General features: G+C 61.1%; 21 protein-coding genes and 1 pseudogene. 11 read left to right on the forward strand and 11 right to left on the reverse strand.

All coding sequences use genetic code 11. The annotated features are described in order from the left end of the window. The first annotated feature begins 166 nt into the window (after positions 1-166). The gene (glpT, locus tag J3P76_RS24410) at positions 167-1,516 is read left to right on the forward strand and encodes a glycerol-3-phosphate transporter (RefSeq protein ID WP_434561697.1); all 1,350 of its coding nucleotides are present in this window, start codon (positions 167-169) and stop codon (positions 1,514-1,516) included. Here glpT and J3P76_RS24415 read toward each other — a convergent pair. The 6 genes from J3P76_RS24415 to J3P76_RS24440 form a co-directional block, all read right to left on the reverse strand. Continuing rightward, complete coding sequence (locus tag J3P76_RS24415; RefSeq protein WP_420765112.1) at positions 1,492-2,160, reverse strand: gamma-glutamylcyclotransferase; 669 nt, start codon at positions 2,158-2,160, stop codon at positions 1,492-1,494. The genes glpT and J3P76_RS24415 overlap by 25 nt on opposite strands. Before the next feature lie 307 nt (positions 2,161-2,467). Beyond that, positions 2,468-3,436 (reverse strand): CDP-6-deoxy-delta-3,4-glucoseen reductase, encoded by a 969-nt coding sequence (locus tag J3P76_RS24420; protein WP_434561693.1) that lies wholly within the window; start codon positions 3,434-3,436, stop codon positions 2,468-2,470. Then, the gene (gene ubiD / locus J3P76_RS24425; RefSeq protein WP_420765114.1) at positions 3,436-4,902 is read right to left on the reverse strand and encodes a 4-hydroxy-3-polyprenylbenzoate decarboxylase; all 1,467 of its coding nucleotides are present in this window, start codon (positions 4,900-4,902) and stop codon (positions 3,436-3,438) included. The genes J3P76_RS24420 and ubiD overlap by 1 nt, the downstream gene beginning before the upstream one ends. 120 nt (positions 4,903-5,022) lie before the next feature. Next, a complete protein-coding gene (gene rho / locus J3P76_RS24430; RefSeq protein ID WP_003206716.1) occupies positions 5,023-6,282 on the reverse strand; it encodes a transcription termination factor Rho in 1,260 nt (419 codons plus the stop codon). A gap of 240 nt (positions 6,283-6,522) precedes the next feature. Next, the gene (trxA, locus tag J3P76_RS24435; RefSeq protein ID WP_003206727.1) at positions 6,523-6,852 is read right to left on the reverse strand and encodes a thioredoxin TrxA; all 330 of its coding nucleotides are present in this window, start codon (positions 6,850-6,852) and stop codon (positions 6,523-6,525) included. Positions 6,853-6,973: 121 nt separating this feature from the next. After that, complete coding sequence (locus J3P76_RS24440; protein ID WP_420765115.1) at positions 6,974-7,681, reverse strand: FadR/GntR family transcriptional regulator; 708 nt, start codon at positions 7,679-7,681, stop codon at positions 6,974-6,976. A 254-nt stretch (positions 7,682-7,935) separates the two neighbouring features. On the opposite strand from J3P76_RS24440, the gene J3P76_RS24445 reads away from it, so the two are divergent. The 5 genes from J3P76_RS24445 to ppx all read left to right on the forward strand — a co-directional run bounded on the left by J3P76_RS24445 (position 7,936) and on the right by ppx (position 12,401). Next, positions 7,936-8,721 (forward strand): transporter substrate-binding domain-containing protein, encoded by a 786-nt coding sequence (locus tag J3P76_RS24445; protein WP_434561687.1) that lies wholly within the window; start codon positions 7,936-7,938, stop codon positions 8,719-8,721. A 21-nt stretch (positions 8,722-8,742) separates the two neighbouring features. Continuing rightward, entirely contained in the window at positions 8,743-9,411 is a 669-nt protein-coding gene (locus J3P76_RS24450; protein WP_420765117.1) for an amino acid ABC transporter permease, read from the forward strand. Beyond that, positions 9,408-10,058 carry an amino acid ABC transporter permease gene (locus J3P76_RS24455; protein WP_420765118.1) on the forward strand — a complete coding sequence of 217 codons (651 nt, stop codon included), beginning with the start codon at positions 9,408-9,410 and terminating at the stop codon, positions 10,056-10,058. Before J3P76_RS24450 ends, J3P76_RS24455 begins: the two co-directional genes overlap by 4 nt. Beyond that, on the forward strand, positions 10,045-10,779 hold the full coding sequence (locus tag J3P76_RS24460; RefSeq protein WP_420765119.1) for an amino acid ABC transporter ATP-binding protein: 735 nt from the start codon (positions 10,045-10,047) through the stop codon (positions 10,777-10,779). Before J3P76_RS24455 ends, J3P76_RS24460 begins: the two co-directional genes overlap by 14 nt. 119 nt (positions 10,780-10,898) lie before the next feature. After that, on the forward strand, positions 10,899-12,401 hold the full coding sequence (gene ppx, locus J3P76_RS24465) for an exopolyphosphatase (protein ID WP_434608934.1): 1,503 nt from the start codon (positions 10,899-10,901) through the stop codon (positions 12,399-12,401). A 182-nt stretch (positions 12,402-12,583) separates the two neighbouring features. Here ppx and ppk1 read toward each other — a convergent pair whose 3' ends face one another. Together ppk1 and hemB are read right to left on the reverse strand one after the other, a co-directional pair. After that, positions 12,584-14,800 carry a polyphosphate kinase 1 gene (gene ppk1, locus J3P76_RS24470; RefSeq protein ID WP_434649709.1) on the reverse strand — a complete coding sequence of 739 codons (2,217 nt, stop codon included), beginning with the start codon at positions 14,798-14,800 and terminating at the stop codon, positions 12,584-12,586. Positions 14,801-14,817: 17 nt separating this feature from the next. Beyond that, the gene (gene hemB, locus J3P76_RS24475; RefSeq protein ID WP_420765122.1) at positions 14,818-15,831 is read right to left on the reverse strand and encodes a porphobilinogen synthase; all 1,014 of its coding nucleotides are present in this window, start codon (positions 15,829-15,831) and stop codon (positions 14,818-14,820) included. Positions 15,832-16,037: 206 nt separating this feature from the next. Here hemB and J3P76_RS24480 point away from each other — a divergent pair, with 206 nt between their 5' ends. Next, on the forward strand, positions 16,038-16,658 hold the full coding sequence (locus tag J3P76_RS24480; RefSeq protein WP_420765123.1) for a DedA family protein: 621 nt from the start codon (positions 16,038-16,040) through the stop codon (positions 16,656-16,658). Here the strand turns inward: J3P76_RS24480 and J3P76_RS24485 are convergent. Continuing rightward, a complete protein-coding gene (locus tag J3P76_RS24485) occupies positions 16,642-17,874 on the reverse strand; it encodes a sterol desaturase family protein (RefSeq protein WP_420765124.1) in 1,233 nt (410 codons plus the stop codon). The genes J3P76_RS24480 and J3P76_RS24485 overlap by 17 nt on opposite strands. Positions 17,875-17,999: 125 nt before the next feature. Here J3P76_RS24485 and elbB point away from each other — a divergent pair, with 125 nt between their 5' ends. Further along, a complete protein-coding gene (gene elbB, locus J3P76_RS24490; protein WP_434561681.1) occupies positions 18,000-18,668 on the forward strand; it encodes an isoprenoid biosynthesis glyoxalase ElbB in 669 nt (222 codons plus the stop codon). Between the two features lie 35 nt (positions 18,669-18,703). Here the strand turns inward: elbB and J3P76_RS24495 are convergent, their stop codons facing one another. Then, positions 18,704-19,159 carry a YaiI/YqxD family protein gene (locus J3P76_RS24495; protein WP_420765126.1) on the reverse strand — a complete coding sequence of 152 codons (456 nt, stop codon included), beginning with the start codon at positions 19,157-19,159 and terminating at the stop codon, positions 18,704-18,706. A gap of 113 nt (positions 19,160-19,272) precedes the next feature. Further along, positions 19,273-21,171 carry an FTR1 family protein gene (locus tag J3P76_RS24500; RefSeq protein ID WP_434701335.1) on the reverse strand — a complete coding sequence of 633 codons (1,899 nt, stop codon included), beginning with the start codon at positions 21,169-21,171 and terminating at the stop codon, positions 19,273-19,275. A 313-nt stretch (positions 21,172-21,484) separates the two neighbouring features. Here J3P76_RS24500 and J3P76_RS24505 point away from each other — a divergent pair. The 3 genes and pseudogenes from J3P76_RS24505 (at position 21,485) to lpoB (ending at position 23,948) form a co-directional block, all read left to right on the forward strand. Next, positions 21,485-22,878 (forward strand): annotated as a pseudogene (locus J3P76_RS24505) (COG3014 family protein). Between the two features lie 18 nt (positions 22,879-22,896). Continuing rightward, positions 22,897-23,268 (forward strand): DUF1425 domain-containing protein, encoded by a 372-nt coding sequence (locus J3P76_RS24510; protein WP_420765129.1) that lies wholly within the window; start codon positions 22,897-22,899, stop codon positions 23,266-23,268. Positions 23,269-23,360: 92 nt separating this feature from the next. Next, positions 23,361-23,948 (forward strand): penicillin-binding protein activator LpoB, encoded by a 588-nt coding sequence (gene lpoB, locus J3P76_RS24515; protein WP_030138155.1) that lies wholly within the window; start codon positions 23,361-23,363, stop codon positions 23,946-23,948. Positions 23,949-23,950: the final 2 nt, after the last annotated feature.

Here is a 23,950-nt window from a genome sequence, read left to right on the forward strand (position 1 = left end):
CGCCATTCCCGCAACGCCCTTCATTTATATCTGAGCGACATGTTCATAAAAGAACATGCCAAATCCAGCATTTCCACTGTTTTGCTGATTCGAACCAATGCTATTTTCGGTAACGAAACTGTAACATTCGCATCCGCAGTCAAAACAAGAATTCTGGAGCACTTGAATGTTTGCTTTCTTTCGACCCGCCGCACATCAGGCAACCCTGCCTGAAGAAAAAATAGACAGCACCTACCGACGCCTTCGCTGGCAGATCTTCGCGGGGATTTTCATCGGCTATGCCGGTTACTACCTGCTGCGCAAAAACTTCTCCCTGGCCATGCCCTACCTCATCGACGAGGGCTACACCCGTGGTCAACTCGGCCTGGCCATGTCGGCCATCGCGATTGCCTATGGCTTGTCGAAGTTCTTGATGGGCCTGGTGTCCGACCGCTCGAACCCCCGCTATTTCCTGCCATTCGGCTTGCTGGTATCAGCCGGCGTGATGTTCATTTTCGGTTTTGCGCCCTGGGCGACGTCCAGCGTGACGATCATGTTCATCCTGCTGTTCATCAACGGCTGGGCACAAGGCATGGGCTGGCCACCGAGCGGACGGACCATGGTGCACTGGTGGTCGCAGAAGGAACGCGGCGGCGTGGTGTCGGTGTGGAACGTGGCGCACAACGTCGGCGGCGGCCTTATCGGCCCGTTGTTCCTGCTGGGCATGGGCTGGTTCAATGACTGGCATGCGGCATTCTATGTGCCCGCTACCGTAGCACTTGCCGTTGCGGTGTTTGCCTTCGCGACCATGCGCGACACCCCGCAATCGGTGGGCCTGCCGCCGATCGAGAAGTACAAGGACGATTATCCGGAAGGCTACGACGACAGCCACGAAAAGGAATTCAGCGCCAAGGAAATTTTCGTCAAGTACGTGCTGCGCAACAAGATGCTCTGGTACATCGCCATGGCTAACGTCTTCGTCTACCTGCTGCGCTACGGGGTGCTGGACTGGGCACCGACCTACCTGAAGGAAGCCAAGGGCTTCACGGTGGACAAGAGCTCCTGGGCCTATTTCTTCTACGAGTGGGCGGGCATTCCCGGCACGCTGCTGTGTGGCTGGATGTCGGACAAGATCTTCCGTGGCAATCGTGGCCTGACCGGCATGGTATTCATGGCCCTGGTGACCGTGGCCACCCTGGTGTACTGGCTGAACCCGGCCGGCAACCCGACCGTCGATATGATTGCCCTGGTATCCATCGGCTTCCTGATCTATGGCCCAGTCATGCTGATCGGCTTGCAGGCATTGGAACTGGCGCCGAAAAAAGCCGCCGGCACCGCCGCCGGTTTCACCGGCCTGTTCGGGTACCTGGGTGGTTCGGTCGCGGCCAGCGCCGCCATGGGCTATACCGTCGACCATTTCGGCTGGGACGGCGGTTTTGTACTGCTGGTCGGCGCTTGTCTGCTGGCGATGGCGTTCCTTGCGCCAACCTTGTGGCACAAGCAGATCGCCAGTCAGAGCCGCGAAGCGGTCGCCTGATCCCACATTGATTGGCAGCGCTTGAGCCGCGCCTCCAGGTTCCGGTCTGGCATGGCGTGGCTGCGCAGGGCGTGGACGGTCTGCTCGACATAATCGCGAGTGGTGCCGTAACGCCCACAGGCGCTTTCAAAGACCTGGCTCAGCACGTGGTCCGGCAAGTTGCCGGCATAGCTCGGCAGGTGTCGCTCCAACACAAAACCCAAGGCTTGCACCCGGCTGCCATCCTCGAGACGGCAACTGAGCCAGTGCGGGCGATAGGACGGCACCGGCATTTCCCGCTGCCACAACGCGAACAGCGAATCCTCGAGGTTTTCCTCCGGCAGCCGGTAGGCGAAACCGCTGCACGAACCGCCGCGATCCAGTCCGAACACCAACCCTGGCAACTCCGGAGTGCCGCGATGTTCGTGGGACCACAGGTATAAACCGCGATGGTAGCCATGGACCCGACCGCGCACGCGCTCCACCGCCGTGCATTCCGGCCGCCAGATCAATGAACCGTACGCGAACAACCAGACCGGACCGCCCTGGTGGAGACTCATGGTCAATCGCATCGAGGCGAGCAGTTGTTCATGGGTCAGCTGCGCACCCAGCTCGAGTCGTGGCGGGTATAAGGCGCAGGTAATGGCGGATTCGATAGCGGTCATGGCCGTTAGCGGTTGGCTTCTCAGAAAATAAAGGGACGCCAGTGTGTTGACGTTCGTGAGGAGCGAGGCAAGTTAAATGCCAGCCCGACGCTATATACGTTATCGGTATCTGGCCGGCCAACTAAATACCGAAACGCAATATATGAAGTTATATCGAGGGCGGTCAGGGCTTTTGTGGCGAGGGAGCTTGCTCCCGCTCGGTTGCGCAGCGACCGCCTCTTTTGGGACTGCTTCGCCCGAGGCGTCGGACCGGTCCAGCGGGAGCAAGCTCCCTCGCCACAACGGCACAGCTCAAGGCTCGGTTGGGTCAGGCCCTTGGCGCATACGCAAACACATCGGCGCGCATCTGGTGAGCGTCCATGCCGGCTTCCACCAGGGCGTCGAGGGTGGCATAGATCATGGCCGGCGAGCCGCTGGCGTAGACGTGCACACCAGAAAGGTCGCTGATGTCCTCGCACACCGCCTCATGGAGCATCCCGCAGCGCCCTTCCCAGCCACACAAGTCGCTGACGACTTTATGCAGGAACAGGTTCGGCAGTTTTTTCCATTCGTCCCAATGCTCGATTTCGTAGAAATCTTCCGGTCGCCGTACGCCCCAATACAGGTGCACCGGGTGCTTGAAGCCCGCCGCGCGGCAGTGCTCGATCAAGCTGTGCATCTGCGCCATGCCGGTCCCGGCGGCGATCAGCACGAGCGGACCGTCAGGAAGCTCGGACAGGTGGGTGTCGCCAAACGGCATCTCGATGCGCACATTGGGGTTGCGCTGCAGTTGCTCCAAGAGCTTTTGCGCACTGCTTTCGCGCACCAGCACGTGTAGTTGCAGGTCGCGCCCCGAGTGCGGCGCCGAAGCGAGGGAGAAGGCTGATTTTTCACCGTTGTCGCGCTCGATCAACAGGTATTGCCCGGCGTGGTAGCGCGGCGGTTTGCCCGCTGGCGCGCGCAAGCGTACCCGCCAGACGTCGCCGCCCACTTCAACGCATTCGCTGACCTGGCACGCCAGGTTGCGCACCGGCAGCTCGCCCGGTGCCAACACGCCATCCCACAACACCACGCAGTCCTCCAGCGGCTCGGCGATGCACGTGAAGATCTCGCCATGGTCACGCACTTCACCGGCCTGCTCCACGCGACCTTCCACCAACAATGCGCCACAGACATGGCAGTTGCCATTACGACAGCTTTGGGGGCAGTCGTAGCCCAGGCGCCGCGCGCCGTCGAGAATCCGCTCGGCCGGCTGTATCTCCAGCACCGCGCCGGAAGGCTGCAAGGTTACACGCATCAATCTATTCCTAACTGATTCCAAATGGCATCGATCCGTTGGGTAACGGCTTCATCCTTGACGATAACCCGACCCCACTCGCGGGTGGTTTCACCGGGCCATTTATGCGTGGCATCGAGCCCCATCTTCGACCCGAGGCCGGATACCGGCGAGGCGAAGTCGAGGTAGTCGATCGGCGTGTTCTCGATCATCACCGTGTCGCGCTTGGGGTCCATGCGCGTCGTGATGGCCCAGATCACGTCGTTCCAATCCCGTGCGTTGATATCGTCGTCGGTGACGATAACGAACTTGGTGTACATGAACTGTCGTAAAAACGACCAGACGCCCAGCATCACTCGCTTGGCGTGCCCAGGATACGACTTCTTCATCGTCACCACGGCCATGCGATAGGAACAACCTTCGGGCGGCAAGTAGAAATCGGTGATTTCCGGAAACTGCTTCTGCAGGATCGGCACGAACACTTCGTTCAGCGCCACGCCAAGAATCGCCGGCTCATCAGGCGGACGACCGGTGTAGGTGCTGTGGTAGATCGGCTTGATCCGGTGAGTGATGCGCTCGACAGTGAACACCGGGAAGCTGTCTACCTCGTTGTAATAACCGGTGTGATCGCCGTAGGGACCTTCATCGGCCATTTCGCCGGGGTGGATCACGCCTTCAAGGATGATTTCTGCGGTGGCCGGCACTTGCAAATCGTTGCCCCGGCACTTCACCAGCTCCGTACGGTTGCCGCGCAGCAGGCCGGCAAACGCATATTCGGAGAGGCTGTCGGGCACGGGCGTGACAGCGCCGAGGATGGTCGCCGGATCGGCGCCCAACGCGACCGACACCGGGAATGGCTGGCCGGGATGCTTTTCGCACCACTCCCGATAATCCAGCGCGCCGCCCCGATGGCTCAGCCAACGCATGATGACCTTGTTGCGGCCAATCACCTGCTGACGGTAGATACCCAGGTTCTGACGGTCCTTGTTCGGGCCTTTGGTGACGGTCAGGCCCCAGGTGATCAGCGGCCCGACGTCGCCCGGCCAGCAGGTCTGCACCGGAAGCATGGCCAGGTCGACATCGTCACCCTCGATCACCACTTCCTGGCAGACCGCGTCCTTGACCACCTTCGGTGCCATGGAAATGATCTTGCGGAAAATCGGCAGCTTGGACCAAGCGTCCTTCAGCCCTTTCGGCGGCTCGGGCTCCTTGAGGAACGCCAGCAGCTTGCCAATCTCGCGCAGCTCGCTGACCGCCTCGGCGCCCATGCCCAGGGCCACGCGCTCCGGCGTGCCAAACAGGTTGCCCAGCACCGGAATGTCATAACCCGTGGGGTTTTCAAACAGCAGCGCCGGGCCTTTTGCGCGCAGGGTGCGGTCGCAGACCTCGGTCATTTCCAGGACGGGTGACACCGGCACCTGGATGCGCTTGAGTTCGCCGCGCTGTTCCAGACCGCTGATAAAGTCGCGCAAGTCGCGATACTGCATGCAAAAGCCTCATGGTGTCCGTGGCGTTCGGGGGCCCGAGTTTAACGCCGCCCGTCCAGAATAGTGAATGCACGGACAGCAAAAAGCCGGGTTTCCCCGGCTCTTGCTGGCCTGCTCGATTTACTTGCGTTTCATCGACAGGAAGAACTCATCGTTGGTCTTGGTCGTTTTCAGCTTGTCGACCAGGAACTCGATGGCCGCGACTTCATCCATCGGATGCAGCAGCTTGCGCAGGATCCACATGCGCTGCAACTCGTCATCGGCCGTCAGCAATTCTTCGCGACGGGTACCGGAACGGTTGATGTTGATGGCCGGGAATACACGTTTCTCGGCGATGCGACGGTCCAGGGGCAGTTCCATGTTACCGGTACCCTTGAACTCTTCGTAGATCACTTCGTCCATCTTCGAGCCGGTTTCGACCAGCGCGGTGGCGATGATGGTCAGCGAACCGCCTTCTTCGATGTTTCGCGCGGCGCCAAAGAAACGCTTCGGCTTTTCCAGGGCATGGGCATCGACACCACCGGTCAGTACCTTGCCGGAACTCGGGATGACGGTGTTGTAGGCACGGGCCAGACGCGTGATGGAGTCGAGCAGAATCACCACGTCCTTCTTGTGCTCGACCAGGCGCTTGGCCTTCTCAATCACCATTTCGGCAACCTGCACGTGACGGGTCGGCGGCTCGTCGAACGTCGAGGCAACCACTTCGCCGCGCACGGTGCGCTGCATCTCGGTCACTTCTTCCGGACGCTCATCGATCAGCAACACGATCAGGTGGACTTCAGGGTTGTTACGGGCGATGTTGGCCGCGATGTTCTGCAGCATGATCGTCTTGCCCGCCTTCGGCGGCGCCACGATCAGGCCACGCTGGCCCTTGCCGATAGGTGCGCACAGGTCGATGACACGACCGGTGAGGTCTTCGGTGGAACCGTTGCCGGCTTCCATCTTCATGCGCACGGTCGGGAACAGCGGAGTCAGGTTCTCGAAGAGAATCTTGTTCTTCGCGTTTTCCGGACGGTCGAAGTTGATGGTGTCGACCTTGAGCAGTGCGAAGTAACGCTCGCCTTCCTTAGGAGGGCGGATCTTGCCAACGATGGTGTCACCGGTGCGCAAGTTGAAGCGACGGATCTGGCTCGGCGAGACGTAGATATCGTCCGGGCCGGCGAGATAGGAAGCGTCTGCGGAGCGGAGGAAGCCGAAGCCGTCCTGGAGAATCTCCAGCACGCCATCACCGGAGATTTCCTCGCCGCTTTTCGCGTGCTTCTTGAGCAGGGAGAAAATCACGTCCTGCTTGCGCGAACGGGCCATATTTTCTATGCCCATCTGTTCGGCCAATTCGAGCAGTTCGGTAATCGGCTTTTGCTTGAGTTCAGTCAGATTCATATAGGAATGACGTAATCATTTATGGAGGGGAAAATTAAGCTTTTGGCTTAATGAGGCCGCGCCGCGGAGAAGGCGACAGGATCGCGTACTTATTCGAAAGGAGAGCGTCGGCGACGGCTTGCAGGGGGCAATGGAGAAACCAGTGCGGGGCCGAATGTAACACCTGGATTTGCGAGCGTCTAGCCCCGGATAACGAAAAAGCCCCGCGATTTGCGGGGCTTTTGGCAAGGCATTCGACGCTTAGATGTTGGCGTCGAGGAACGCGGCCAGTTGCGACTTCGACAGCGCGCCGACCTTGGTGGCTTCGACGTTGCCGTTCTTGAACAGCATCAGGGTCGGAATGCCACGCACGCCATGCTTGGCCGGGGTTTCCTGGTTTTCGTCGATGTTCAGCTTGGCAACGGTCAGCTTGCCCTTGTAGGTCTCGGCAATTTCGTCCAGGACCGGAGCGATCATTTTGCAAGGACCGCACCACTCAGCCCAATAGTCGACCAGCACTGCGCCTTCGGCTTTGAGTACGTCAGCTTCGAAGCTAGCGTCGCTAACGTGTTTGATCAGATCGCTGCTCATGGAAATCTCCGGGGTAATCAGCAAAAAAACGTGGCCCATCATAGCTGCCCTTCCCAGGTTCAGGAAGCCGCAGTTGATTGAGTCTCCCTATGGTGACCGATGGGTTTACGTATGGCCCACGTCAGGAAGCGGTCGGGGCGATGAAGGAAATACCGGTGCGCAACGCAGCATTACGTACATGTTCTTGCATGGTTTTGTGCGCCGAAACCGATGCGCGACGGGCCAGGGCGCGAAGGATCTTGCGGTGTTCCTGCCACGTTTCCATCGCCCGCTCCGCCCTGATGAACGGTAGCTTCTGACTCTCAAGGAAGATATCGGCGCTGGCGGTGAGAATGCTCAACATCGCCTGGTTGCCGCTGGCCAGCAGAATGCGCCGGTGAAATTCGAAATCCAGTTGTGCCGCTGCGTCGAACTCCCCGGCCTTCAATTCGCGGCGCATGGCCTCGACGTTGTCATCCAGTGCGTCGAGTTCATCGGCGCTCAACGTCACGGCCGCCAATCCGGCCGCGAAACCTTCAAGGGCATAGCGCAGCTGGAAGATATCCACCGGCGAGGCCTGGGCGGCGAACGGCCAGCGCGCTGTCGAGTCGTCGCGCGCGACCTGCGCTGCTCCCTGGACGAAAACGCCCCTACCCGGTTGGACGCTGATCAACCCCAGGGCGCTCAACGATGACAGCGCCTCGCGCAGAGACGCCCGGCTGACGCCCAGTTGCAAGGCCAGGTCCCGTTGAGAGGGCAGCGCATCGCCCGGGCCGAAGCCTTCGTCGACGATGAGTTTGCGGATGGCTTGCAGCGCCACTTCAGGCACGGCACGAGCGATGGAATTCATGGTTTTCCAGACAACCCGGACGAATGAGCGGCTAGTTGTAAAGCTATTCGAAGCCCCCGGCAAGTCGTGCCCCAGCGGGGTTCGGCCGCCCGACGCGACGCTCGATAACGGTGCGAAAAACAACCCAACTGTTCAGACCAGTCAGACCGACCGGTGCCTGCAAAACCGTGGCTTTGGCGGACCGACGCCCGGTTTGGCATGCCCTGTGCTGTGTCCGATCGGAGAAATCACACCATCGACCGCGGAGATTCACCATGATCCAGCGTTGCAGCGTCCTGCTCACTGCCCTGTTTGCCAGCCTGATGCTTTGCCAATTGCCCGCCCACGCCGATGGCCTGGAAGACGTGGTAAAACGCGGCACGCTCAAGGTCGCGGTGCCCCAGGATTTTCCACCGTTCGGTTCGGTCGGCCCGGACATGAAGCCGCGCGGCCTGGATATCGACACGGCGAAACTGCTGGCCGACCAGCTCAAGGTCAAACTGGAATTGACGCCGGTCAACAGCACCAACCGCATCCCTTTCCTGACCACAGGCAAGGTCGACCTGGTGATTTCCAGCCTGGGCAAGAATCCGGAGCGTGAAAAGGTCATCGATTTCTCCAGCGCCTATGCGCCCTTCTACCTCGCCGTGTTCGGCCCGCCCGATGCCGCAATCACCGGCCTGGACGACCTCAAGGGCAAGACCATCAGCGTCACCCGTGGCGCTATCGAGGACATCGAGTTGACCAAGGTCGCCCCCGAAGGCGCCACCATCAAGCGTTTCGAAGACAACAACTCGACGATCGCCGCCTACCTGGCCGGTCAGGTGGACCTGATCGCCAGCGGCAACGTGGTGATGGTCGCCATCAGCGAGCGCAACCCCAAGCGCGTCCCGGCGCTGAAAGTGAAACTCAAGGATTCTCCGGTCTACGTGGGCGTGAACAAGAACGAGCCGGCGTTGCTGGACAAGGTCAACCAGATTCTCGCCACCGCCAAGACGGACGGAAGCCTGGAAAAGAACGCGCAGACCTGGCTCAAGCAACCGCTGCCGGCCGACCTCTGATCGTCCTTTGAGAGGCTGAGCATGGCTTACCAGTTCGATTTTCTGCCGGTGGTGCAAAACACCGAGCTGCTGTTGCGCGGTGCGCTGTTCACCGTGGAACTGACAGCCATCGGCGCGTTGCTCGGGGTTGGCCTGGGCATCGTCGGCGCGGTGGTGCGGGCGTGGAATATCCGTCCGTTCGCGGCGATCTTTGGCGTGTACGTGGAGCTGATCCGCAACACGCCGTTCCTGGTCCAACTGTTTTTCATCTTCTTCGGCTTGCCGTCCCTTGGCTTGCAGATTTCCGAGTGGCAAGCGGCGGTGCTGGCGATGGTGATCAACCTGGGGGCGTATTCCACCGAGATCATCCGGGCCGGTATCCAGGCCATTGCACGAGGGCAACTGGAAGCCGCCGCGGCGTTGGCGATGAGCCGCTTCGAAGCGTTCCGCCACGTGGTGCTGCTGCCGGCGCTGGGCAAGGTCTGGCCGGCCTTGAGCAGCCAGATCATCATCGTGATGCTCGGCTCAGCGGTCTGTTCGCAGATCGCCACCGAAGAGCTGAGTTTCGCCGCCAACTTCATCCAATCGCGCAATTTCCGCGCCTTTGAAACCTACGCACTGACGACGCTGATCTACCTGTGCATGGCACTGCTGATCCGCCAGTTCCTGAATTGGGTCGGGCGTCGCTACATCGCCAGGAGCAGCCAATGAGCGATTTCACGTTCTGGGACGTGGTGCGCAACCTGCTCACCGGCCTGCAATGGACTCTGGCGCTTTCGCTGGTGGCGTTTATCGGCGGTGGTGTGGTCGGCTTGTTGGTGATGGTGCTGCGCATCTCCAAACGCGCCCTGCCCCGCAACATTGCCCGCACGTATATCGAGCTGTTCCAAGGCACGCCGCTGTTGATGCAGCTGTTTTTGGTGTTCTTCGGCGTGGCCCTGGCCGGGGTGGAGATTTCGCCGTGGATGGCGGCGGCGATTGCCCTGACGCTGTTCACCAGCGCTTACCTGGCGGAGATCTGGCGCGGTTGTGTCGACTCGATTGCCAACGGCCAATGGGAAGCCTCCGCGAGCCTGGCCCTCAACCCGTTGGAGCAGTTGCGCTACGTGATCCTGCCCCAGGCCCTGCGCATCGCCGTGGCGCCGACCGTTGGCTTTTCCGTGCAGGTGGTCAAGGGCACGGCCGTGACGTCGATCATCGGTTTTACCGAACTGACCAAGACCGGCGGCATGCTCGCCAACGCCACGTTCGAGCCGTTCATGGTGTATGGCCTGGTCGCCCTCGGTTATTTCCTCCTTTGCTACCCCCTGTCCCTCAGCGCGCGCTACCTGGAAAGGAGACTGCATGCCTCTGCTTAGAATTTCCGCCCTGCATAAATACTACGGCGATCACCATGTGCTCAAAGGCATCGACCTGAGTATCGAAGAAGGCCAGGTGGTGGCGATCATCGGTCGCAGCGGCTCGGGCAAATCCACCCTGCTGCGCACCCTCAATGGCCTGGAATCGATCAACGATGGCGTGATCGAAGTGGACGGCGAATACCTCGACGCGGCCCGCGCCGACCTGCGCAGCCTGCGGCAGAAAGTCGGGATGGTGTTCCAGCAGTTCAATCTGTTCCCGCACCTGACCGTCGGCGAAAACGTCATGCTCGCGCCGCAGGTTGTACAAAAAGTGCCCAAGGCCAAGGCGGTGGAACTGGCCCGCCAGATGCTCGAACGGGTCGGGCTCGGCGAAAAATTCGACGCCTTCCCCGACCGCTTGTCTGGCGGGCAGCAGCAACGGGTGGCGATCGCCCGTGCCTTGGCGATGTCGCCGAAAGTCTTGCTTTGCGATGAAATCACCTCGGCGCTGGACCCAGAGCTGGTCAACGAAGTGCTCAGCGTAGTGCGGCAACTGGCCAAGGAAGGCATGACACTGATCATGGTCACCCATGAAATGCGTTTCGCCCGGGAAGTGGGCGACAAACTGGTGTTCATGCACCAGGGCAAGGTGCACGAGGTGGGTGATCCCAAGCTGCTGTTCGCCGATCCGCAGACGGCGGAGCTGGCGAACTTCATCGGGACGGTGGAGCCTGCCTGATTTTTGCTGCCAAAGAACACTCTGTGAAAGGCTCTGGATCAAGGGTTTGGATCAGGTGCGTTGGCGTAGGCGGTCGATCGTGGCAGGATGGCAAGGTTATCGACCGAGACTCTCTGACCATGCCGCCATCCCAAGCCAAGAATCTGTCCCTGATCGCCGCTATCGACCTGGGCTCCAACAGCTTCCATATGGTCGTCGCGAAGGCCCAGAACGGGGAAATCCGCATTCTTGAGCGGCTCGGTGAAAAGGTTCAGCTGGCCGCCGGGATCGACGAAGAACGCAGGTTGAGCGAGGAGTCCATCCAACGCGGGCTCGATTGCCTCAAGCGATTCGCCCAGTTGATCAACGGCATGCCCTTGGGCGCGGTGCGGATCGTGGGCACCAACGCCCTGCGCGAGGCGCGCAACCGTGGCGAGTTCATCCATCGCGCCGAAGCGATCCTCGGCCATCCGGTGGAAGTCATTTCCGGCCGTGAAGAGGCCCGCCTGATCTACCTCGGCGTTTCCCACACCCTGGCTGACACCCCCGGCAAACGCCTGGTGGCGGACATTGGCGGTGGCAGCACCGAGTTCATCATCGGCCAGCGCTTCGAACCGCTGTTGCGCGAAAGCCTCCAGATGGGTTGCGTCAGCTACACCCAGCGTTATTTCCGCGACGGCAAGATCACCCCGGCCCGCTATGCCCAGGCCTACACCGCAGCTCGCCTGGAAATCATGAGCATCGAACATGCCTTGCACCGGTTGACCTGGGACGAAGCCATCGGCTCCTCGGGGACCATCCGCGCCATCGGCCTGGCTCTCAAGGCTGGCGGCCACGGCACCGGTGAAGTCAACGCCGAGGGCCTGGCCTGGCTCAAGCGCAAGGTGTTCAAGCTTGGCGATTCGGACAAGATCGACTTCGAGGGCATCAAGCCTGATCGCCGGGCGATTTTCCCGGCGGGCCTTGCGATCCTCGAGGCGATCTTCGACGCGCTCGAATTGCAACGCATGGACCATTGCGAAGGCGCCCTGCGTGAGGGCGTGCTCTACGACTTGCTCGGGCGGCATCATCACGAAGACGTGCGCGAACGCACCCTGGGCTCGCTCATGGAGCGTTATCACGTCGACCAGGAGCAGGCGGCGCGGGTCGAGCGCAAGGCGCTGCATGCCTTCGACCAGGTGGCCGACGATTGGGACCTGAACGACGGCGTTTGGCGCGAACTGCTGGGTTGGGCCGCCAAGGTGCATGAAGTGGGCCTGGACATCGCCCACTACCATTACCACAAGCACGGCGCCTACCTGATCGAGCACTCCGATCTGGCGGGTTTCTCACGCGAAGACCAGCAAATGCTGGCGCTATTGGTACGTGGTCATCGACGCAATATTCCCAAGGACAAATTCGCCGAATTCGGCAATGACGGCATCAAGCTGATTCGCCTGTGCGTGCTGTTGCGCTTCGCGATCCTGTTCCACCACATCCGCGGCACCCAGCAAATGCCCCAGGTTACCCTGCACGCCGACGGCGATCAGTTGGATGTGATATTCCCCGAAGGCTGGCTGGACGAGAACCAACTGACCCAGGCGGACTTTGCCCAGGAAGCCGAATGGCTGACGCGGGTGGGGATTTTGCTGAACATTCACTGATCGGCACACAGCAAGCTCCCCCGTGGCGAGGGAGCTTGCTCCCGCTCGGCTGCGCAGCAGCCGCAGGATCTGCCTGAAATGGAATTTTTCCTGACCCACCGAGCTGAATGGCTTCGGGGCTGCTTCACGCAGCCCAGCGGGAGCAAGCTCCCTCGCCACGAAAAACCAATCTACTCCGGGCTTTAACTAACCGCCAACACCGGGCTGCTCAAGCGCTCCAGCAAAGTCGCTTGGGCGCTGCGCGGGTTCTGGTTGCCGGTCGGTGTGTTGCGGATGTAGCGACCGTCCGACTGCAAGCTCCAGCTGTGAGTGTTGTCGGTGAGGTAACTCTCCAGCTCTTTCTTGACCCGCAGGATCAGCTTCTTGCCTTCCACCGGGAAGCAGGTCTCGACGCGCTTGTCGAGGTTGCGCTCCATCCAGTCGGCACTGGAAAGAAACATCTGCTCTTCGCCACCATTGAGGAAATAGAACACCCGCGTGTGCTCCAGGAAACGCCCGATGATCGAGCGCACGTGGATGTTATGGGACACCCCCGGGATACCCGGCCGCAGGCAGCACATGCCACGCACCACCAGGTCGATGCGCACGCCCGACTGGCTGGCCTTGTACAACGCACGGATGACTTTCGGATCGGTCAACGAGTTGAACTTGGCGATGATGTGCGCAGGCTTGCCGTCCAGGGCGAACTGGGTTTCCCGGGCGATCATGTCGAGCATGCCCTTCTTGAGGGTGAACGGTGCATGCAGCAGCTTCTTCATCCGCAACGTCTTGCCCATGCCGATCAACTGGCTGAACAACTTGCCGACGTCTTCACACAAGGCGTCGTCGGACGTCAGCAAGCTGTAGTCGGTGTACAGGCGGGCGTTGGCCGCGTGGTAGTTGCCGGTGCCCAAGTGAGCGTAGCGCACGATCTCGCCGGCCTCGCGCCGCAGGATGAGCATCATCTTGGCGTGGGTTTTGAAGCCCACCACGCCGTAAATCACCACCGCACCGGCCGCTTGCAGACGGCTGGCCAGTTGCAGGTTGGACTCTTCATCGAAGCGCGCGCGCAATTCGATCACCGCCGTGACCTCCTTGCCGTTTCGCGCCGCGTCCACCAGGGCATCGACGATCTCGGAGTTGGCGCCACTGCGGTACAGCGTCTGGCGCACCGCCAGGACATGTGGGTCCTTGGCGGCCTGGCGCAGCAAGTCGACCACCGGGGTGAACGACTCGAAGGGGTGCAACAGCAGGATGTCCTGCTTGCTGACGACACTGAAAATGTTTTCGCTGTTTTGCAGCAGTTTCGGGATCTGCGGTGTAAACGGCGAATATTGCAGCTCCGGATGGCTGTCCAGGCCGGTGATGCTGAACAGCCGCGTCAGGTTCACCGGACCATTGACCTGGTACAGCTCGGTCTCATGCAGGTTGAACTGCTTGAGCAGGTAGTCGGACAGGTGTTTCGGACAGGTATCGGCCACTTCCAGGCGCACCGCATCGCCATAGCGACGGGAGAACAACTCGCCGCGCAGTGCGCGGGCCAGGTCTTCTACATCCTCGGTATCCACCGACAGGTCGGCGTTGCGGGTCAGGCGGAATTGGTAGCAGCCCTTCACCTTCATGCCCTGGAACAGGTCATCGGCGTGGGCGTGGATCATCGACGACAGGAACACATAGTTGTCGCCCGGGCCGCCGACGTCTTCCGGGACGCGGATGATCCGCGGCAACAGGCGTGGCGCCGGGATGATCGCCAGGCCGGAATCACGGCCAAAGGCGTCGATGCCTTCCAGCTCGACGATGAAGTTCAGGCTCTTGTTCACCAGCAATGGGAACGGGTGAGTCGGGTCGAGGCCGATCGGGGTGATGATCGGAGCGATTTCGTCACGGAAGTAACGGCGTACCCAGGTCTTGAGCTTGGTGGTCCAGTAGCGGCGACGGATGAAGCGCACCTGGTGCTTTTCCAGCTCCGGCAACAGGATATCGTTGAGGATCGCGTACTGGCGATCGACATGACCGTGCACCAGTTCGCTGATGCGCGCCAGGGCCTGGTGCGGTTGCAGGCCGTCGGCACCGGCCTGCTCGCGGGCGAAGGTGATCTGCTTTTTCAGCCCGGCGACGCGAATCTCGAAGAACTCGTCCAGGTTGCTGGAGAAGATCAGCAGGAATTTCAGCCGCTCCAGCAGTGGGTAGGACTCATCCAGCGCCTGTTCAAGGACGCGGATGTTGAATTGCAGTTGCGACAGCTCACGATGGATGTACAGGCTGCTGTCATCCAGGTTGGGCACCGCAATCGCCGGCGCTGGGGCCGGCTCGGGCGCGGCAGCGGGGGCCGGTTCCAGCTCCGGAGGCGTTTCGGCGACTGGCTCGACCACGGGCTGAGCGTCTTTTACGGCAACTTCTGTGAGTCCTTCGGTATTCATCGCAAGTTCCTGGGAGGCTATTTCTGCTCTCGTAACAATTGGGCGGCGCGCACGGCAAAGTACGTCAGGATGCCATCAGCACCCGCGCGCTTGAAAGCGGTCAGGGATTCGAGAATCACCCCTTCGCTCAGCCAGCCGTTCTGGATCGCCGCCATGTGCATCGCATACTCGCCGCTGACCTGATAAACAAAGGTCGGCACTTTGAATTCATCCTTTACCCGACAGAGAATGTCGAGGTAAGGCATCCCCGGCTTGACCATGACCATGTCTGCCCCTTCTGACAAGTCGGCAGCCACTTCGTGCAGGGCTTCGTGGGCATTGGCCGGGTCCATCTGATAGGAGGCCTTGTTGGCCTTGCCCAGGTTCAGGGCCGAGCCGACCGCGTCGCGGAACGGGCCGTAATAGGCGCTGGCGTACTTGGCCGAGTAGGCCATGATGCGCACATTGACATGCCCGGCCACTTCCAAGGCTTCGCGGATTGCCTGGATCCTGCCGTCCATCATGTCCGACGGCGCCACCACCTGGGCACCGGCCTCGGCGTGGGACAGCGCCTGCCTGACCAGCGCATCGACGGTGATGTCGTTCTGCACATAGCCTTCTTCGTCGAGAATGCCGTCCTGCCCGTGGGTGGTGAACGGGTCCAGCGCCACGTCGGTAATCACCCCCAGCTCCGGGAAACGTGCGCGCAGGGCACGGGTCGCGCGCTGTGCGATGCCCTCGGGGTTCCAGGCTTCGGCGGCATCCAGGGATTTCAGGCCCGGCGGCGTGACAGGAAACAGTGCCAACGCCGGGATACCCAGCTCGACCCACTCGGCCGCCGCTTCCAGCAACAGGTCGATGGTCAGGCGCTCCACGCCTGGCATCGAGGCCACCGCCTCACGGCGATTCTCGCCGTCCAGCACGAACACCGGCAGGATCAGGTCGTCGGTGGTCAGCACGTTTTCGCGCACGAGCCGACGAGAAAACTCATCCCGGCGATTGCGACGCAGGCGAGTGGCGGGAAACAGACGGTTGGCGGGGGTAAAGCTCACGGCAGACTCCTGAGCCCGCAAAAACGGGCGAGCGTGACAGTTATAAGCGGCCATTATGACGAACACATGACAGTTGTGCTAAAGCGTGACCGGTAGTCGCAGTCATTGTCTTCTGTAGGAAATGTTCACGTCGAGACACATTTCGATACTTTCCTGAATGTGCCTGAAGGGTTAGGCTGCGCGTTCATTTCGCCAGCACCCAGACAATGCTCCAACAATTTCTCCACGACTTCGGCTACCTGGCCCTGTTCATCGGCACGTTCTTCGAAGGTGAAACCATCCTCGTGCTCGCAGGTTTCCTGGCGTTCCGTGGCTACATGGACATCAACCTGGTGGTCGTCGTGGCGTTTTGCGGCAGCTACGCCGGTGACCAGCTGTGGTATTTCCTGGGGCGCAAGCACGGTCGCAAGCTGCTGGCGCGCAAACCGCGGTGGCAGTTGATGGGTGACCGGGCGCTGGAGCACATCCGCCGGCATCCGGACATCTGGGTCCTGAGCTTCCGCTTCGTGTATGGCCTGCGCACCGTGATGCCAGTGGCGATCGGCTTGTCAGGCTATCCACCGGGCCGCTATCTGTTGCTCAACGGTATCGGTGCGGCGATTTGGGCCACGGCGCTAGCTGCCGCCGCGTATCACTTTGGCGCGGTGCTCGAAGGCATGCTGGGCAGTATCAAGAAATACGAACTGTGGGTACTCGGCGCCCTGCTGTTGCTGGGCTTGGGCCTGTGGCTGCGCCGTCGCATCAAAAATGCCCGGCTGGCCAGGAAAAATCTCGAGACCGAGCGACAGGAACAAGCCAGGGCCAGCGAATCTACGCCAGGCGAGTGAGTCGGTTGCGACAGCAGTAAAGCCCGATGCCACTGACCAGGCTGTAGCTCAACAACCCCACCCAAGCCACCGGGCTCGCTGGCCACAACCCTGCCACCGGCGCCAACCCTACCAGCGGCAGGTTCGCCGCCAGCCGCAGCAACTCCAGCTTCAGCGCCCAAGGGCGATTCTCAAGGGCCACGCCCAAGGCAAACAGCCCCAACGCAATCGCCCCCCAGCCCAATACCAGGGCGGCAACCGGCAGGCTGTTTTCAAGGTTCATCAGATAGCTGCCCAAGGCGATGTAGATACAGAACTGCAGCGCCACATACCACCGCTGGCGTGCGTCCAGCGGCACTTCGAATTTGCGGAATTGGGACAGGTCAGGCTTGTTCAGCGGGTATCTGGCGGCCACATCGGCCGGGCGCCAACCGGTGGGCATGAACCAGATCCGCAGCTTGTCCCACCAACGCTCGGCCCGCCGGGCATCAGCCCAGAGCTGCCCATAGAACTGCACGTTCGCCCACAACGGATTCCAGCTCGCCAGCGGCGTAGTCACGCCAAACACCACCGGCTCATCCTCGTCCTCTTCCTGGAAGGTGCCAAACAGACGGTCCCAAATAATGAACACGCCGCCGTAGTTGCGATCCATGTAGAGAGGGTTCTGCGCATGGTGGGCACGATGATTGGACGGCGTGACGAAGCACCATTCCAGCCAGCCGAGCTTTGGAATGTGTTGGGTGTGGACCCAGAACTGATACAGCAGGTTCAGCGCCGCGACACTGACGAACACCACCAGCGGCACGCCCAGGATCGCCAGCGGCAGATAGAAAATCCAGCTCAGCAGAAAGCCGGTGCTGGTCTGGCGCAAGGCGGTGGAGAGGTTGTAATCCTCGCTCTGGTGATGCACCGAATGAGCGGCCCAGAGGATATTGCGTTCATGGCCCATGCGGTGCAGCCAGTAGTAGCAGAAGTCATAGAAGACGAAGGCAGCCACCCAGGTCCAGGCCTGATCAGCCGGCAGTTGGAAGATTGCCAGGTGCTCCAGTGCAAAGGCATAGGTGACCAAGCCGACACCTTTGGTCAGCAGCCCGGTGGTGGTCGACAGCACGCCGGTACTCAGGCTGTTGATGGCGTCCGCCAGCCGATAATGGCTCACGCCGCGCCAACGATCGGCGAGCAACTCGACGGCGATCAACACGAAGAAAAACGGCACGGCATACAGAATGAAATTCATGATGCGACCCGGGCAGGCAAGGCAAGGAAGATAGTCGGCAGATTAGGTGTAGCTGCCCGAGACCCCTATGGCAACGAGTGACAAATTAGTAGACATTTAACGCCATGAATCTGGAGAAAAAGCCCATGAGCAAAAAAGTTGCAGTGATCCTTTCCGGCTGTGGCGTGTACGACGGCGCGGAGATTCACGAAAGCGTGATTACCTTGCTGCGTCTCGACCAGCGTGGCGCACAGGTCCAATGCTTCGCCCCCAACATTGCCCAGCTGCATGTCATCAACCATCTGACTGGCGAGGAAATGCCCGAAAGCCGCAACGTGCTGGTGGAGTCGGCGCGCATCGCCCGAGGCGATGTGAAAGACCTGCGCGAAGCCAAGGCCGAGGACTTTGACGCGCTGATCGTGCCCGGTGGTTTCGGCTCGGCGAAAAACCTGTCCAACTTCGCTGTCGAAGGGGCCGGTTGCGTCGTGCAGCCGGACGTCCTGGCGCTCACCGAGGCTTTCGCCGAAGCGGGGAAACCCGTGGGGCTGATGTGCATCTCACCGGCCCTGGCGGCGAAGATCTACGGCCCCGGCGTGACGTGCACCATCGGCACGGATGCCGATACCGCCGCTGCCGTGACCAAGATGGGCGGCACCCATGAAGAATGCCTGGTCACCGATATCGTCGAGGACACTGCGCGCAAACTCGTCAGCACACCCGCCTATATGCTGGCGAAGAACATCAGCGAGGCGGCTTCGGGGATCAACAAGCTGGTGGACCGGGTGTTGGAATTGACCCACGAGAACGACGCCTGACCCCATTTCCTCTTTCCTGTGGGAGGGGGCCAGCATCAGGACAAGCGAGCCAACCGCGTCAATATCCGATCCAGCGCATTGGCGAAACCCTGCTTGTCCCGCTCGCTGTACGCCGCCGGGCCGCCGCCCACATGGCCCTGCTCACGCAAGTCGGTAAACAGGTTGCGCACCGCCAGTCGATCGCCCATGTTCTGCGCGTCGAATTCCTTGCCCCTCGGATCGAGGGCGGCGACGCCCTTCTTGACCAGGCGGTCCGCCAGCGGCACGTCGCTGCAGATGACCAACTCACCCGGGACGGCGTGCTCCACCAGGTAGTCATCCGCCGCATCAGGACCGCTTGGCACCACGATCAGCTTGACCAGGGCCAGGCCCGGCTTTATTTGCGGCTGCCCAGCGACCAGCACCACTTCGAACTGGCGCTTCAAGGCGAACTTGACCACCAGTTCCTTCGCGGCCTTGGGGCAGGCGTCAGCGTCGATCCATACGCGCATAAGTGGTTTCCTCTATCTAAAAAGCATCGCGAGCAAGCTCGCTTCCACAGAGACAGCCTACATCCTGTGGGAGCGAGCTTGCTCGCGATTATGAGCGCAGCGAATGTGGCCGTTCAGGAAACCTGGACCCGACGCTTCTCCGCCACCCAACTGCGCCCGTACAGTACGACGATCGCCAGGATCGCCACCACCTGGGCGGTCAGCGAATAAGCATCGGCATGAATGCCCAGCCAGTCGAACTCGAAGAATGCCACCGGCCGCGTGCCGAATATCCCGGCTTCCTGCAGCGCCTTCACGCCATGGCCAGCGAACACCACCGACAGCGCACAAAGCAACGCGGCGTTGATGCTGAAGAACAGCGCCAGGGGCAGTTTCGCAGAGCCCCGCAAGATCACCCAGGCCAACCCGACCAGCAACACCAGCGCCGTCGCGCCGCCAGCCAATACGGCGTCATGACCGGCGGGACCGGCCTGCAGCCACAGGGTTTCGTAGAACAGGATCACTTCGAACAATTCGCGATAGACCGAGAAAAACGCCAGGATCGCGAATCCGAAACGGCCACCGCCGCCCACCAGGCTGCTTTTGATGTAATCCTGCCAGGCCGCGGCGTGACGCCGGTCATGCATCCAGACACCCAGCCACAACACCATCACGCTGGCGAACAACGCGGTGGCGCCTTCGAGCAACTCACGCTGGGCGCCGCTGACGTCGATCACATAGGCGGCCAGCCCCCACGTCGCCAGACCAGCGAGCAATGCCAGCCCCCAGCCGATGTTGACGCTGCGAACCGCCGACTGCTGGCCGGTGTTGCGCAAGAATGCCAGGATTGCCGCGAGCACCAGGATCGCTTCCAACCCCTCGCGCAACAGGATCAGCAAGCCAGAGATGTAGCTCAACGACCAGCTCAAGCCATCGCCACCCAACAGGCCGGCGGATTCCTTCAACTTGGCCTTCGCCGCGTCCAGGCGTTGTTGGGCCTGGTCCACTGGCAAGCCATCCTGTAAACACTGACGGAAAGCCATCAACGCCTTTTCGGTGTCTTTGCGCACATTGGCGTCGACGTTATCGAGCGAACTCTCCACCAGCTCGAAGCCTTCCAGGTAAGCCGCGACCGAAAGGTCGTAGGCCTGGTCATGATCACCGGCGCGATACGCCGCGATGCTTTTGTCCAACGTCGTGGCGGTGTAGTCGAGCAACTGCGCCGGGCCGCGCTGCACTTGCGGCGGCTGGGCACGTTGGGCGCGAAACGTCGCTGCTGCCGCGGGCCCTTGGGCAGCCAGGATTTCGGCCGGAGTCTGGCGGGCCAGATCGGCCAGGTTGTAGGTCAGCTCGCTTTTTGTCGCGGCCGGGTCGGCGCTGAAGCTGGCAATGTAAGTTGCCAGGTCCCAGCGCTGGCGGTCGTCGAGCTGGTCGGCGAAAGCTGGCATGTCCGTGCCCTCGACGCCCATGCTCAGGGTGTTGTAGATCGCGTAGAGGCTCAGGCGATCCAGGCGCTGGCCATCACGCAGGTTCGCCGGTGGCGGCTCCAGGCCGACGCCGGCCGGACCATCGCCAGCACCGGTGTCACCATGGCAAACCGAGCAATTCTGCGCGTACAACGGCGCACCGCGCGCCGGATCCGGGGTAATGATCGGCGCTTGGCTGACTTCGTACGCCACCGCCAGCCTTGCCCCCAACTGCCGAGCCAGGCGGGCGACGTCGTCGCCGTCCCGGCGTTCGGTGATAGCCCCGCGCAACGTGCCGATGCCTTGGGTCAACTCAGCCTTTTCCGGCTTGGCCGGCAGCGCAGCAATCAACCCCTCCAACACTTGGGTGAACTCCAGTTGCTCGCGGTATTCCGAATCATCGATGACTTTTCCCGCTTCGACAGTCGCTGGGTAATCCGCGCCGATGTAATCAAGCAGGTGCAAGGCCTGGGGAGCGCCTTCAGTGGTATCGGCCAGCAGATCGGCGCTGCACAGCGCCAACAACGGCAGCGCTAGCCAAGCCAGGAAACGAAACGGGGCAGGCATGAATGACTCTCGGTTGGAAATAAGAAGTAACATATTGTTCACTTCCAATGCGCTTGGCTCAAGTACCGATGTGTTTTCCACGCACATTTTCATCTGATCTTCATGGTTTGGAAGTGACATCACAAAAACATCATTTGGCGATTAAAAAGCCACTACGCGGTCAATCCTCCTGTTTATAATGCGCCGCCCTCTTATTTGTTGAAGGCATAAGAGCTCCTCTGTCCATGAGGAACCGACGGCGCTCCAGTGCCCCGTTCGTGGATCGCCCCAGCCCGACCCGCACACCTGGCTGATATTCAGGGAAGAAGTGTTCATGGCATCCCGTGCCTGTTTTCCGGTCGCCCTCTGCGCGATCACTCTGCTGTCCGGCTGCTCGGCCTTTCGCAACTACGACAGTGAATTGGCCCAGACCAATCAGCAATTGACCTCCGGCAATGTCGACGCGGCGCTGGCCCTGCTGGAGAAGAACAACTCCAGCCAAGATAAAGACCTGCTGTATTTCTTCGAGAAGGGCGAATTGCTGCGGGCCAAGGGTGACCTCTCCGGCAGCCAGGCGGCCTGGGGCAGCGCAGACCAGCAGGTTGGCCAATGGGAAGACGCGGTCAAGCTCGACACCGCCAAGTACCTGGCGCAGTTCGGCAGCTTCCTGGTCAACGACAAGGTCCGGCGCTACGAGGGTTATGACTATGAGAAGGTCATGCTCACCACGCAGATGGCCTTGAACCTGCTGGCGGTGAATGACTTCGACGGCGCACGGATGCAGATCAAAAAGACCCACGAGCGCGAAGCGGTGATTGCCGACCTGCGGGACAAGGATATCTCAAGCGTGAAGAGGACGCCGAAAAGCAAGGAGTCCAGACCGAATACAAGGACCTCAAGGGTTACCCGGTTGCCAGCCTGGACGCACCGGAAGTGGTCAGCCTGAAAAACAGTTACCAGAGCGCGTTCAGCCATTACCTGGCGGGCTTCGTGTACGAGGCGTTGGGCGAAAAAGACCTGGCCGCGCCGGGTTACCGTAAAGCCGCCGAACTGCGCCCCAATACCCCTCTGCTGGAGCAGGCGCTGCTCAATCTCGACAAGCCCGCCGCCAAGGACGACGACAGCGATATCCTGATCGTGGTGCAGAGCGGGCTGGCGCCCTCCCGGGATTCGATCCGTATCCCGCTGCCCCTGCCCATCAGCGGCAACGTGGTTATCACGCCGTTGTCATTCCCGCTGATCAAGCCGGACACGTCCACCGCCACCTTCGCCCAGATCGGCGTCGACGGCCGGCAACTGGACCTGACCTCACTCAACAGCACCACGGCCATGTCGCGCCGCGCCCTGCGCGATGACATGCCGGGGATCATCCTGCGTACCACCGTACGCGCGGTGAGCCGTGGCGTGGCGCAAAAGCAGATCAACGAAACCAATCCCCTGGCCGGCCTGGCCGTGGGCATTACCTCGGCCGTGCTTGAAGGGGCCGACACCCGGACCTGGCGCACCCTGCCGGATTACACCCAGGTGGTGCGCCTGCGCCTGAAAAAAGGCGAGCACCAGGTCACCTTGCCAAGCGTGGTCGGCGGCTCGGTGGTGAAGGTCAAGGTCGATCAGCGTTACCAGGTCATCACCCTGCGGGCGGTGGGCAACCAGGTGTTCGCCGGCGGCCTGGCGGCCCAGGTAATCCCGAGCGCCAATCCCACCGCCATCGCCCTCAAGCAACCTTAAGAACGGAGTCTTGTTCACATGCGTTTAAAACTGATCGCCGTCGGCGCCCTGGCCTTGCTGGCCGGCTGCGCCACCCCACCGCCACCGGAGCCGGGCAGCGCCGCCAGCAAGGTCGTGGCAATGGGCAAGACCAAGAACATCGTGGTGGGCGCCATGCGCGTCGCTCGGGAAAACGGCTACATGACCGTCAATGTGCAGCTGAGCAACACCAGTTTCAACAACAAGAACATGTATTACCGCTTCGCCTGGCTGGGACCGGAAGGCTTCCCCATCGCCGAGGAAGAAAGCTGGAAAAGCCTGACGCTGTACGGCGAACAGACCCGCTTCCTGCCGGCCATCGCACCGACACCCAAGGCGGTGGATTTCCGACTGGAAATCAACACCCCGTGAGGTGCTGAAACCTGTGGGAACGAGCTTGCTCGTTCCCACACCAGCCCCCGAGTGATGCCTGATCCCTTTATTCAGCTTTTGAGAGCAACCCTATGTTCCTACGCATTTCCTCCCTTGCCCTCGCCGCCCTGCTCGTCAGCGGCTGTGCGAACAATTCACCGGTCCTGGGCAACAAGAACATCAGCTATGGCGACACCAAGGCCGTGGAAACCGTCACCAACGAATTCGGCTCCACCGATCTGCAAATGATCGCCGAATCCATGACCCGCTCCCTCGCCCAGTCCGGCGTGCTGCAGGGTCGCCCAGTGGTCCAGGTCTATGACGTGAAGAACAAGACCAGCGAGTACATCGATACCCGGGAAATCACCACTAGCATCAAGACCCAACTCATGAAGACTGGCGCGGCGCGCTTCGCCAGCGACAACAACGCCATGGACAGCCAGGTCGACCAGCTGAAGTTGCAGAACCAGAGCGGCCTGTACAAAAAGAGCACCGTAGCCAAGACCGGCAACATGATCGCCGCCAAATATCGTATCGAGGGCTCCATCAGCTCGATCGTCAAGCGCAGCGAAGATTACAAGGACGTGTTCTACAAGTTCAGCCTGCAACTGATCGACGTCGAAAGCGGCCTGGCCGAATGGATGGACGAAAAAGAAATCCGCAAGACCACGGAGCGTTAAGC

Source organism: Pseudomonas sp. D1-36 (assembly GCF_051132205.1).
Lineage (GTDB): Bacteria > Pseudomonadota > Gammaproteobacteria > Pseudomonadales > Pseudomonadaceae > Aquipseudomonas.